At 70.4% G+C, this 11,945-nt stretch carries 12 protein-coding genes; 4 read left to right on the forward strand and 8 right to left on the reverse strand.

Features of this window, described 5'->3' with window-relative positions; translation table 11 throughout:
• The first annotated feature begins 9 nt into the window (after positions 1-9).
• Complete coding sequence (locus AL2_RS11465; RefSeq protein ID WP_067633116.1) at positions 10-354, forward strand: MmcQ/YjbR family DNA-binding protein; 345 nt, start codon at positions 10-12, stop codon at positions 352-354.
• Here the strand turns inward: AL2_RS11465 and AL2_RS11470 are convergent.
• The gene (locus AL2_RS11470; RefSeq protein ID WP_067633118.1) at positions 351-1,127 is read right to left on the reverse strand and encodes a hypothetical protein; all 777 of its coding nucleotides are present in this window, start codon (positions 1,125-1,127) and stop codon (positions 351-353) included. The genes AL2_RS11465 and AL2_RS11470 overlap by 4 nt on opposite strands.
• Positions 1,128-1,221: 94 nt before the next feature.
• On the reverse strand, positions 1,222-2,691 hold the full coding sequence (locus AL2_RS11475) for a hypothetical protein (protein ID WP_169806468.1): 1,470 nt from the start codon (positions 2,689-2,691) through the stop codon (positions 1,222-1,224).
• Positions 2,692-2,915: 224 nt separating this feature from the next.
• On the opposite strand from AL2_RS11475, the gene AL2_RS11480 reads away from it, so the two are divergent.
• Entirely contained in the window at positions 2,916-3,776 is an 861-nt protein-coding gene (locus AL2_RS11480) for a helix-turn-helix transcriptional regulator (RefSeq protein ID WP_067632867.1), read from the forward strand.
• A 146-nt stretch (positions 3,777-3,922) separates the two neighbouring features.
• Positions 3,923-4,750 carry an SAM-dependent methyltransferase gene (locus AL2_RS11485; protein ID WP_067633122.1) on the forward strand — a complete coding sequence of 276 codons (828 nt, stop codon included), beginning with the start codon at positions 3,923-3,925 and terminating at the stop codon, positions 4,748-4,750.
• Positions 4,751-4,847: 97 nt separating this feature from the next.
• Here the strand turns inward: AL2_RS11485 and AL2_RS11490 are convergent, their stop codons facing one another.
• Genes AL2_RS11490 through AL2_RS11505 form a run of 3 tightly spaced genes read right to left on the reverse strand, consistent with a single transcriptional unit; the run spans position 4,848 to position 7,980 of the window.
• Entirely contained in the window at positions 4,848-6,608 is a 1,761-nt protein-coding gene (locus AL2_RS11490; protein ID WP_168444585.1) for a serine/threonine-protein kinase, read from the reverse strand.
• Positions 6,605-7,363: a hypothetical protein gene (locus tag AL2_RS11500; RefSeq protein ID WP_067632873.1), complete on the reverse strand. Its 759-nt coding sequence runs from the start codon at positions 7,361-7,363 to the stop codon at positions 6,605-6,607. Before AL2_RS11500 ends, AL2_RS11490 begins: the two co-directional genes overlap by 4 nt.
• A 23-nt stretch (positions 7,364-7,386) precedes the next feature.
• Positions 7,387-7,980 carry a hypothetical protein gene (locus AL2_RS11505; RefSeq protein ID WP_157438103.1) on the reverse strand — a complete coding sequence of 198 codons (594 nt, stop codon included), beginning with the start codon at positions 7,978-7,980 and terminating at the stop codon, positions 7,387-7,389.
• 157 nt (positions 7,981-8,137) lie between these two features.
• Between AL2_RS11505 and AL2_RS11515 the strand changes: the two genes are divergently transcribed.
• A complete protein-coding gene (locus tag AL2_RS11515; RefSeq protein ID WP_067632878.1) occupies positions 8,138-9,082 on the forward strand; it encodes a zinc-binding dehydrogenase in 945 nt (314 codons plus the stop codon).
• Here the strand turns inward: AL2_RS11515 and AL2_RS11520 are convergent.
• The 3 genes from AL2_RS11520 to AL2_RS11530 form a co-directional block, all read right to left on the reverse strand.
• Positions 9,079-10,251, reverse strand: a complete 1,173-nt coding sequence (locus AL2_RS11520) for an alpha/beta hydrolase family protein (protein ID WP_168444583.1) — start codon at positions 10,249-10,251, stop codon at positions 9,079-9,081. The two genes, AL2_RS11515 and AL2_RS11520, sit on opposite strands and share 4 nt — an antisense overlap.
• Before the next feature lie 166 nt (positions 10,252-10,417).
• Positions 10,418-11,077, reverse strand: coding sequence for a hypothetical protein (locus tag AL2_RS11525; RefSeq protein ID WP_067632882.1), 660 nt, complete (start codon positions 11,075-11,077; stop codon positions 10,418-10,420).
• A 33-nt stretch (positions 11,078-11,110) separates the two neighbouring features.
• Complete coding sequence (locus AL2_RS11530) at positions 11,111-11,917, reverse strand: class I SAM-dependent methyltransferase (RefSeq protein WP_083946416.1); 807 nt, start codon at positions 11,915-11,917, stop codon at positions 11,111-11,113.
• Positions 11,918-11,945 lie beyond the last annotated feature (28 nt).

Genomic DNA, 11,945 nt, shown 5'->3' on the forward strand with positions numbered 1-11,945 from the left:
GAGGACAAGATGATCACCGTCGAGCAGGTGCGGGCGCTCACGAGAACTCTGCCCCGCACATCGGAGCACCTCATCAGGGACCAGGTGAAGTTCCGCGTCGGCTCCATCGTCTACGTCGCACTCTCGCGGGACGAGACCGTGATGGGATTCGCCTTCCCCAAGGAGGAGCGCGCCGCGCTGGTGGCCTCCGAACCGGCGAAATTCCACCTGCCCCGCGAGTCCGACATGCGTTTCAACTGGGTGCACGCCTGGACGGCCGCGCTCGACGAAGCGGAAATGCGCGAACTGGTGATCGACGCGTGGCGAATGGTCGTCCCGAAGAAGGTCGCCGCCGCCCGCCTCGGCGACCTCTAGTGCGGCGGCGGCATCGGGTCGACGGCGTTGCCGGCGCTGCAGCCGCCTTCGCCCGGCATCCGCTGGATCCGTGCCGGTGACCAGACGCTCGTCCGTCCCGGCGCGACGCGGGCGAGGACGCAGTCGAACGCGTCCGAGAGATAGGGCCGCACTTTCAGCACCACGCCGACGACCGGCCCCTCGGTCCGGAATTCGCGGCTGATCGCAGGGTCCAGGCGCAGCGACGCGACCGCCGCGCGGACCTTCGCCTCGTCCGCCCTGCCCCCGGCCGGGACGCGCGGCAGCACCTTCTGCAGTTTCGCGGACGGAATGTCCGGCGTCTTCGGCCACGGCTCGAACCGCAGCGGTTCTCCCGGCGGGCATGTCACCAGGCGCGTCTCGTATTCGTGCCATTCGGTCGTCGTCGAGAACCGCATCCGGAAACAGCGCTTCACGGTGATGGGCTCGCCGGGATACGGCCCGGCCTTCGTCCCCGTGCCGGAGACGCGGACGACGAGGGCCACCCCGGCCCCGGCGGTGGACGCACCCCGCACGCCCATGACCTCGACGCCGTCCAGATCCGCCGCCCGGTGGGCCAGGTCGCGCGCGGGCCACACCCGGGCCGTGTAGACCTTGTCGCCGGCGTTGTCGGCGGTCTTCCGGGCGTCTGCGGTGGCCTGCTCCTCGGCCGTTCCGGCGGCCGGCCTCCCGGACGTCCCGCCGCCCGCGTACGGGACGCCGCCGCAGGCGGCGGCCAGCAGAACGGGAACCAGGAAGATCACATATCGGCGCATGAGCTCAAGGATCACGGTCGCCACGGCCCGCCGGCATCCGCGTTCGTACTCATTTCGCGTCGAGGGTGACGGCGATCGCGGACGCAAGGGGCCGTCAGGCGTCGGCCGGCTGCGCCTCGGGCTCCGCCGCCTCGACCGCGTCCGGTTCCCGCCCCTCACCGGCCGGTTCGCCGCGCCCCCACGCCATCGCGGCGGCGAAGCACGCGAACGGCAGGGCGGGCAGCATGTACCGGTAGTCGAAGTCCACCGTGATCGGGGGGATGGCCAGGAGGGCGACCCCGGACGTCCAGAAGAGCGCCGTCCGCGCGCGCGCCCGCCGCCACACGATCCCGGCCGCACCCGCCAGCAGGACGACCCCGAGCACCGTCCCGGGCACGCTCACACGCTCCTGGTAGCCGCGCATCACACCCGCATACGGCTCCACGATGTGCGTCCGTCCGGTGCCATGCGAGTACTCATGGACGACCGACCGCCGGTCGCCGCCCCCGAGCACGCGCAGACCAGGCTTCCGCGCCGTCGGTTTCGTGGGGAAGTGATACCGGGCCTCAGTGCCGACCGTCGGGTATTGCGACCGGTGCCACGAGAACGTCCGGACGAAGAAGTCGTACGACACGACCCGCAGGTAGTCGACCGGCTGATTCCGGATCGCCCACAACCCGAACCGCTGCGCCCGCTCGTTCGTCTCCTCGCTGAACGCCTCCCCGTTGGACCATCCGGTGGGCGAGTTCTTCTCCCAGATCTGGTGGGACGAGGCGGGCCGGTTCTCCTTCGCCCCGTACGGGCAGAGGCTCGCCAGATCCGGCGGCGGCGTGTGCGCGTCGCAGTCGGCGAACGCCGCCGTGCGCCCCCACAGGAAGACGCCGTCCACGCCGGTCATCTGGAACCGGCCGTGCTCCTGCTGGAACCAGGTCGCGTAAGCCCCGACGGGCAGGACGAACGTCACCGTGAGCGCCGCGTACACGGTCCATCTCGTCCGCCGCACCACCAGGTAGAGCAGGACGATCATGAACAGCGGCAGCCCGACCGTCCGCGTGACGGCCGCCAGGCCCAGCAGCGCCCCCACCGCGGCCGCCCGCCGCCACCCGGCCGCCCCGGGCTTCGCCAGCAGCAGCATCGCCCCGAGCACGAGCACGGTGAACAAGGTGTCCGACAGCAGCAGATGCTCGAGCTCGATCTGGTACGAGTCCAGCAGAATCGGCGTCACGGCCAGCGCGGCCCACGCCCGCCGCACCTCGAAGTCCCGGACGAGCATCCGGTACGCGACCACCGCCAGCCCGACGATCGCCGCATGCTGCAACAACGTCACCAGAGCCAGGCTGTGGAACGGCTTCAACCCCCACAGGAAAAGCCCATAACCGGACGGCCGCAGCGGATGCGGAAACGGATCGTCCGCGATCCGCAGGAAGTCGTAACTGTCGTTGAACCACAGCACGCCCCGGAACCCGAGCATGGTGACGACCCGCAGAACGACACCCGCGAGCAGCACCAGCGCGAACAACCAGTGGCCCCTGACCGCGCCCACTGCGCTCTTCGAGCAACGATTGGCCAGAGGGAAGAGCAGCACCGGGGAACCTAACTGTGGACGAGCGGGCGGACGGAATCCCGCGCCGATGGGAGATCCGCCGTGTCACGCCGGGGGCGGGCCTCCTGGCTGCGTCACCGCTTCCGCCCGCGCATCGCCCGAGATGATACCAGCGCCCCCACCAGCCCCTCAGCCGTCGAACCCCGGCCTTAGGTGTCCTGGCAGGGCACTCCTCGGCGGCACAGGGCCGTCGTACGCTCGATCCCATGGACAACCGCCACGAGGTACGCGAGTTCCTCATGTCGCGACGCGCCAAGGTCACCCCCGCGCAGGCGGGGCTGCCCGCCGGGAGTGGCCGCCGGGTGCCCGGGCTCCGCCGCAGTGAGGTCGCGATCCTCGCCGGTGTGAGCGTGGAGTACTACTCGCGGCTCGAACGGGGCGCCATCCGGGGCGCGTCCGCCGCCGTTCTGAACGCCATCGCCGACACCCTTCGCCTCGACGACGCCGAACGCGCGCATCTGTTCGACCTGGCCCGCACCGCCGACGGCAACCCCGCCTCCGGGCGGCGCCGGACGACGAAGCCGGCCACCGTACGCCCCGGCCTTGCCCGGGTGCTGGAAGCGATCACCGATGCCGTCGCCTTCGTCCGCAACCCCCGGACGGACGTCCTGGCCGCCAACGCCCTCGGCCGGGCGTTCTACGCACCCCTGATCGGCGACGCCGGCCGCGTGCCGAACCTGGCGCGGTTCTTGTTCCTCGACCCCGCCTCGCGCGGCTTCTACCCCGACTGGGACCGCTTCGCGCAGATGAGCGTGGCGATCCTCCGAGCCGAGGCCGGACGCGACCCCCACGACCGCGGCCTGCAAGAACTCGTCGGCGAACTCTCCGCGCACAGCGAGCCGTTCCGCAGGCTGTGGAGCGCCCACGACGTGCACGTCCTCGGCGCCGGCACCAAGCGCTTCCATCACCCCGAGGTCGGCGAGCTCGTCCTCGCCCACGAGGAACTCGCCATCACCGCCGAACCCGGCCTGATGCTCATGATCTACACCGCCGAACCCGGCTCGGCGTCCGCCGAGCGGCTCCGCCTCCTGGGCTCCCTCGCCGCCGAGCCCGCACCCGCCACCTGAAACCGGCGGCGCCGCCGGTCGTCGCCTCGGCGATGGTCGCCCCGCCGCGAACGGGGACCAGCGGCCATCTGCGACTGGAGCCCGCGGAAGGCGTGTCGCATATATGGTGTTCGTGCAAATCAATGGCGGCGCTTGAGGAGACGTTCGTGGCATCGGATCTGCCTGGAGAGTCGCCGAGTCAGGACAAGCTCTCCCGGTTCAATACGAGCATTCCGCACCCTGCCCGGGTCTATGACGCCTGGCTGGGCGGCAAGGACAACTATGCCGCCGACCGGGCGGCTGCCGAGGCCGGCCTGCAAGCCTTTCCGAGCACGGTCAAGTCCGTACGGGCCAACCGCGCGTTCCTGGCGCGGACGGTGGAGTACCTGGTGGCCGAGGCCGGGATCCGCCAGTTCCTGGACATCGGTACCGGGCTTCCGTCGGCCAACAACACCCACGAGGTCGCCCAGGCGATCGCGCCCGAGTGCCGGATCGCCTATGTCGACAACGATCCGATCGTGCTCGCTCATGCCGAGGCGCTGCTGCGGAGCACCGACTCGGGTGCGACCGACTACATCGATGCCGACCTGCGCGAACCCGGCAAGATTCTGCAGGAGGCCTCCCGGACGCTGGACTTCAGCCGGCCGGTGGCGGTCATGCTCATCGCCGTACTCCATTTCATTCCGGATGAGCCGAACCCGTACCAGATCGCGGACTCGCTGATGGCCGCCGTCCCCCCGGGCAGTTACCTGGTGGTGTCCCACACCGCGAAGGACATCTTTCCCGAGGAGATGGCCGCGTTCGCGCGGGCCATGAACCAGAAGTCGGCGGAGAAGGTCACGCTGCGCGACCATGAGCAGGTCGCCGGGTTCTTCCGCGGGCTGGACCTCGTTGAGCCCGGCGTCGTCCAGGTCCCACAGTGGCGCCCTCGTTCCGACCTTGAGGCGTCCGCACCCGCCGCCCTGTGGGGCGGAATGGCCCGCAAACCAGCGTAGAACGTGGCCTGACGAACAACACGGGGCACGGGCCTCATCGCCGCACCCGCGACCGACTGACGCAGAACCAGGAGTGGACGCGCGCCGACACGGCGCTTCAGTCGTCCAGCACCTCGATCATCGGCAGCGTTCCGTCGATTCTGCCGCCCGCCGACTCCGGAGGGATCGCCTCGTCCTCCAGGCTGGCCTGCGTGATCTTCATCGGCACATGCGGTGTCACGAGGTACTTGCCGGGTGGTAGCAGCTTGTGGTCCGGCAGGACGATCCTCGCCGTGGTCGTCCATTGGCTGATGGTGGCGCATTCCGCCTGGACCCACGGCTGCTGCTCACCGACCGTGTCGCTTCGGACGGGGAGAACGACGGCGCCGGTCGTCTTCTGCGGAATATCGTTCCGTTTTGCCGGTGGCATGGGGTAAAAGGCCATGAAGTCCGGGCTTTTGACGTCGAGTTGGTTCTGGCCGAGCCCGAGTCCCCATCCATACGCATGGGTTTTCGGTGGGTCGGTGTTTTCGCTGAGGCATTGACGTTCACCGCTCGGGGTGTAGTAGAGGCTCCCTGGGGTGCGGGCGCGGAACTTCTCTACTAGACGCACTTCCGTCCCGGTCTTCGCTCTGGCCGGCGCAAGCGAGTATCTGAAGTCGATGTACGGAGTCTCGGAAGCGGGCAGGTAGGCCTGGCCTAGAAGAACTCCCGGCTTAGTGAAGTATGCGTGCACGCCGGCGTGGCTCGTCCCGCCGACGCTCGGCCCGGGCCAGAGAAGCCATGCCGCGATCACGCCGCCTACACCGGCGACTCCGATGCCGACAGCGCCCTTCGTCCCGCCGACCTTGCTCAGGAAGCCCTTGGCGGCGGACGTTCCGGTCTTCGCCATCACGTCCACCGACGTGGCGCCTTGGACGAGCCCTGCCGACACATGACCTGCCGCCGTGGAGGCCGCGGCGCCCGTCGCGGATGCGCCAGGGGCCAGCAGGGTGCCGCCGAGCATGGCCAGCGGGACGGCCGTCACGACGGTCGCGGCGACCGCGCCGAGTGCGAGGAAGCCACGCCGTTCCCAGTCGGGTCCGTAAGCCTGTACGGCCACCGATTCCAACTCGCTCACGAACTCGTACGCGTTCCAGACTCGATCGCTTGGGCTCTTCGCCAAGCCTCGCTGGACGAGCGGGCGCAACGGCTCCGGCACGCTCTCGAATGATGTGAAGCCTTCTTCGTGTGCCGTCTTGAACTCGGCGAGCGTCGTGCCCCCGAAGGGCTTCTTGCCTGTGATGCATTCCACGAAGACGCATGTGGCCGCGTAGAGGTCGGTCGCCGGTGTGGCGGGTCCGCCCGCCCATTGCTCTGGGGACATGTAGGCGGGCGTCCCGGCTTGGCCGCCCTGTCCGGTGAGAACGGCGACCCCGAAGTCGATCAGTTTGCTCTGCCCGTCGTCCTGGACGAGCACGTTCGCGGGTTTGTAGTCGCGGTGGACGACTCCGACCGCGTGTGCCGCGGCCAAACCGAGCAGCGAGCCTTTCAGCGTCGCCAACGCCGCCTCGGCCGTCAGTGCCCCTTCCTGCTCGTCCAGCACCCTGCGGAGTGGGCGGCCGGGCACTGCCTCCAAGAGGATGGCGGCTCCCCAGGGAGATTCCAGGTAATCGAGTAATCGCGCCACGTGCGGGTTGTTCACCCGCTTGAGCATCTGGGCCTCGGCTCGGAAGATGCCCCGAGCGGCAGTGTCGCCGCGCAGGCCGGACGCCAGATATTTGATCGCGATTGGTGGACCGCCGGACTCGTGCCGTGCGAGCACGACCTCGCCTTGGGTGCCCGTCCCCAGCTCCGCGAGTTCGACGAACCCCGGCAGCCGATGTTCACGTAGTGTCACTGGCCGGTATTGGTCTGGATCTCGCCCACCACCAGCGGAGTGGCCGGCGATGGCACGGGATTCGGGGGGAGGGCACCGCCATCGGAGTCACAGTCGGCACCCTCGCAGGTCCACCTGACCTCCCAATTGATGGTCGCCGTGATCCTGTACTCGCCACCGGGCTTTGACGCGGACGACTGCCGGTAGGTGTAGTTGCAGGTCTTACCGTTCTTGGTCCCGGCGTCGCTGCATGCGAAAGTTCTCTCGCCCATGTTCCATGTGACGGACTTGGGTTCGGCGATCAACTGGATCGTCTGCGCGCCCACGGTGATCGGCTCTGTTTGCACGTTCTGGAAGCCGTCCACCCACAGGGCCGTCCGCAGTCTCACGAATGTCTTGCCCTCCGGCGCCGTATGCACGGTGGGCGTGGGGAACTCGGCGGCGGCCTGCGCCATGGCGACCAAGTCGGCCGTGGCGGGCGGCGCGGGCGCAGGAGGAGGCGCGCCCGGGATCCCGATGACACCCTGTGCCTCGTCCGGGGTCAGCCCTTCCGGCGGGGGAGGAACCCAGGGGCCGCTGGTGCCGCCGCCCGTTCCGGTTCCGCCTCCCCCGCTCCCGGGGGTGCGGATGACCTTGTTGCAGTTCGCATGCTTGCGTTTGGTGACGTTGCAGGGCGCGGCCTGGGCGGGGACGGCGATCAGCAGGGGCATGGCCATGGCCGTTGCCGCTGCCATGGCTGCGGCCGTGCGGCGTCTGGTGGGGGTGTGGGCAGACATCGAGTGTCCTTCCCTGCGGACCGTCAGCATTGCCGGTCCCGGACGTTGGCGGCGACCTTCCAGGTGCCGGAGTCATACGCGACGGTGGCCCGGTACACGAAGGCCCCGCCGGGGAGCTGCTCGATCCTCTTGCCGGTCTTCGCGGAGTAGCGGTACGCGGCGAGAGTGCTGACGCAGTCGATGACGTAGACCTTCGTGCTGTCCTTGGAGCGGGCGTAGACGCGGGGGTTGAACGTGTTCGTGAAGCGCCAGACCACGCCCTTGGCCTCGGTCGCCTCTACGTCGTTGGCGACCTCGGTCAGGAGGGGGTCCATGGCAACGTCCTGGAGGATGCCTGCGTCGTTGGTTTCGTAGGCCTTCTTGTAGGCGTCCTGGTAGGCGCGGTAGCGCTTGAGGACGGTCTTGTAAAGCTCCGCCGTGGGCATGGCCGAGGGTGCGTCGGCGGCTCGCGAAGGGGCGGCGGGGGCGGTGTTGAAGGAGCCGTTGGGGGCCAGTTCGCCGTTCGAGGACGAGCCGGACGAACCGCAGGCGGCGGCCGTGCACAGGGCCAGCAGGGCGACCGCGGTAGCTGCGCGGTTTGACCCGTGCGGGGAGGAACGTACCAACCGGGCGCGCATCGTCTTCCTTGAGCGGCAGCCGACAACGGGGGCGGAACTCGCCCGAAAGCTTACAGAGGCGCGTGGGGCGAGAAAAGAGATTCGTTGCGACCGGCTTGACCTCGACCTCGCTTGAGGTTGCACGCTTCGGCTACTACCGCTGATGGAAGGGGTTCGGATGCGTGCGGTGTGGCTGACGGAGTTCGGCGGGCCGGAGGTGCTCGTACCGGGTGAGGCGCCCGATCCGGTGCCGGACGAGGGGCAGGTGCTCATCGAGGTCGAGTTCGTCAACATCACGTTCGTGGAGACGCAGATGCGGTCGGGCGGCGGCCCGGCGCCGGTGAAGCTGGAGCCGCCCGTCATCCCCGGCAACGGCGTGGGCGGCGTGGTGGCGAAGGTCGGCGCGGGTGTCGACGGCGGGCTCGTCGGGCGGCGGGTCGTGAGCAGTACCGGTGGCACCGGCGCCTACGCGGAGAAGGCGGCCGTCGATGCGAAGGGGCTGTTCGAGGTGCCGGACGGTCTGGCGCTCGACGACGCGGTGGCGCTCCTGGCCGACGGACGGACCGCCGCGATGATGGTGAGTGCGGCGGCGCCCCGTCCGGGGGAGCGGGTGCTCGTGGAGGCGGCGGCCGGCGGGGTCGGGACGCTCCTCGTCCAGCTGGCGAAGATGAGGAACGCGACGGTCGTCGCGGCGGCCGGGGGTGCGCGGAAGACCGAGGCCGCGATGCGGCTGGGCGCGGACGAGGCGGTCGACTACCGCGAGCCCGGCTGGGCCGGGAAGGCCGGGGGAGTGGACGTCGTCTTCGACGGGGTCGGCGGTGCCGTGGCGCGCGAGGCGTTCGGCCTGCTGCGAGGCGGCGGGCGCATGGTCAGCTTCGGGCTCGCGTCCGGCGAGTGGGCGAGCATTGCGGACGAGGAGGCGGCCGGACGCGGCGTGACGCTCGTCCGGTCCACGGCCACGCCTGACCAACTGCGGGAGTTCACGAGGAGCGCGCTGGAGGAGGCCGCCAAGGGACGGCTCCGGCCGGTGATCGGTCAGCGCTTCCCGCTCGAAGGCGCCGCCGACGCGCACAGGGCGATCGAGTCGCGCTCCACCGTTGGCAAGACCCTGCTGGAGCTCTAGCCCACCCTCTTCAGGAACGACCGCAGGCTGCGTTCGTAGGCGGCCGGGTCGACGTTCCACGATTCGGTGTGGTCGCCCGGTGTGGAGATGTGCGTGACCATGCCGGGCGGGGCCTTCCTGGCGAAGGTGTAGGCGGGCCCGTTGGCGACGGTGGCGTCGTCCTGCGTGGTGAACATGAGGACGGGCGTGCGCAGGCGGGGCGCGTACCGGCGCTGGTCGTAGTCGGTCAGGTCGATGCCGATGCGCCATTCCAGGACCTGCTTGGCCACGTCCGTCATGAAGCCGGGCAGGTTGCGGGCGTCGCCCTGCTTGTCCAGGGTGGCGCTCCAGTCCAGGACGGGGGAGTCGAGGACGACGCCCCGGACGAACGACGGGTCCTTGCGCAGGGCCGTCATCGCCATCGCGCCGCCCATCGACCACCCGTGCAGGACGACTCCGGTCGCGCCGTGTGCGCGCGCGTAGCCCATCGCGGAGATGACGTCGTGCCATTCCGTGTCGCCGAGATGGTTCTTCCGGTCGCCGGACGAGGGCGCGCCCACGTCGTTCCGGTAAGCGATGGACATCATCGGCAGGCCCATCTCGTGGACGACGCGCATGACGCGGAACGTCTCCGCCTTGTCCGCGTTCCGTCCGTGGACGGCGATGACCCATGTCCCCTTATAGGACGACCCCGGGACCAGCCACGCCGGCATCGCCCCCACCTTGGACGGATACGTGACGTCCTCGAAGGGCAGCCCCAAGGCCGTCTTGGGGTCGCCCTCGTACATCCAGTGGTCGATGGCGGCCGGCGCGCTCTTCGTCAGGGAACCCGAGACGACCGACGACACCTTCCGCACGACATGGCGGGAGTCGCCGCCGACGATGGGGCCGAGCAGAGCACGCCCGCCCTTCCAGACGAGCGCCCACGTTCCGGGACGTTCCGTCACCGGTTCGCGGGGCAGCGTGACGGTGCCGTCCGCCGCGTCCACGATCGTCAGCGGGTACTCGGCGGTGTGGTCGACCTCGATCGCGACGCCCGCGAAGTACCAGCCGACGCCGCCGACGGCCGCGAACAGCAGGACGGCGAACGCGACGAGCACCGCCATCAGCGGGCGGGCGCGGCGGCGGCGCGACCGGACCGGCGGCCCGGGGGCCGCGGGTGCCGGTGATTCTGGGGCTTCGGTCGACACGACATACGAAGTTAGCTTCTCCCAGGCACCGCGAAAGCCCGGGTCACCCGGCGGTGCGGTTAATCTGCCGCACAGGTGCCATCGAGGAGGCCATCGCGACGCACGGAGGCCATCGGGACCACCTCTACCGGCTGCAACGGCCGACGGCGGCCTCATCGAGGTGTGATCAGGCGCTCCCGATCGCCGCCATCAGCCCCAGCGCGAACAGCATGTCGAGGTGGATGAACGTCTCCAGTTTCGTGCCCGGCGGCACGTCCGGGTCGGCGGCGAGCCGGTCCAGGACGGCGAGCGCGCCCGCGCTGTCCAGATCGTCCGCCAGCGCCGTCTCCGCCTGATTCGTGTACTCCCGGCTCAGTGGACGCCCCGGAGCCGTCGCCCATTCGGCGACCATGCCGCGCCACGCGTCCAGCCGCGCGCCCGCGGCCGTCAAGCGCGCGTCCGACAACTCCACGGGCTCCCGATACGGGACTTCCAGCATCGCCAGGCGCGCGGCCAGCGCGTCCGGCGGCTTCCCGCCCGTCTCCGGGGGCACCGCCAGGCACAGCGCGTCCACATCGGCCATGGCGGCGGCGACGTAGACGTCGGCCTCCGCGAGGGGCTCGTCGAGGACCTCGAAGGACGCGACGTTGTAGTCCGCCCAGCCCTCCACGGCGACCGGGACGCTCGTGAAACGGACCCGGCGCCCGGCCCGCCCGGCGATCCGCCGCAGCAGATCGGCGACCACGAGCGTGCGGTGGCCGGCGCCGTCCAGGACCTGCAGGCGCAGGCCCGGCCCGGCCGGCAGAGGTTCGGTACGTCCCGTCCGGTGGTCGTGCAACCGCAGCATGCCTCCCACCCTAGGCGGCGGGACGCCGGAGGATCAGAGGGGCCGGTCGGATTCCAGCGGGCCGAACGGCATGGGGGCGGCGCCGTCGGAGCGGCGGACGGCGGCGAACCGCAGCCGCACGTAGTCGGCGACCCACCCCGACTCGCGGCGCAGCGCGGGCGCGGCCAGGTCGTTCACCCGGTCGAGCAGCGGGTCGACCAGCTCCGGCGGGACGTCCGCCAGCGCCCGCGCGGCGTAGGCGCGGACCCAGTCGGCGGCGCCGTTCGGGCCCTCCGCCATCCGGGTCGGGCGGTCGGCGTGCTCCAGCAGCCGCAGCGTGAACCCGGCGTCCTCCAGCTTCGCGGCGTACTCGGCCGGCGACGGGAAGTACCAGGGCAGCTCGGGCTCGCCGAGGCCGAACACCCGCCACGCCGTCTGCATCGCGACGATCAGCTCGGCGCAGTTCCCGGCGCCGCCGAGCTCGCCGACGAACCGGCCGCCGGGGCGCAGCGCCGAGTGCACCCGCCCGATGACGGCGTCGGGGTCGCGGGTCATCCAGTGCAGGGCCGCGTTGGAGGCGACCGCGTCGAAGGAGTCGCCGACGGTGAAGTCGTGGGCGTCGCCGACGACGAAGGACAGGCCCGGGTGCGTGGCGGTGGCCTGCGCGACCATGTCGGGGCTGCCGTCGATGCCCAGCACCTCGGCGCCCCGCTCGGCGATCTCCGCGCTGAACGTGCCGGTGCCGCACCCGAGGTCGATGACCCGCTCGCCGGGCTGCGGATCGAGCAGATCGATCAGGGGGGCACCGTGCGCGGAGACATACCCGAAGGCGGAGTCGTACGTCGTCACGGCCCAGTTCACTGTCATAATTTATCGGAGAAAGTCCTGC

It is taken from the genome of Actinomadura latina NBRC 106108, from assembly GCF_001552195.1.
In the GTDB taxonomy this organism is placed as follows: Bacteria; Actinomycetota; Actinomycetes; order Streptosporangiales; family Streptosporangiaceae; genus Spirillospora; species Spirillospora latina.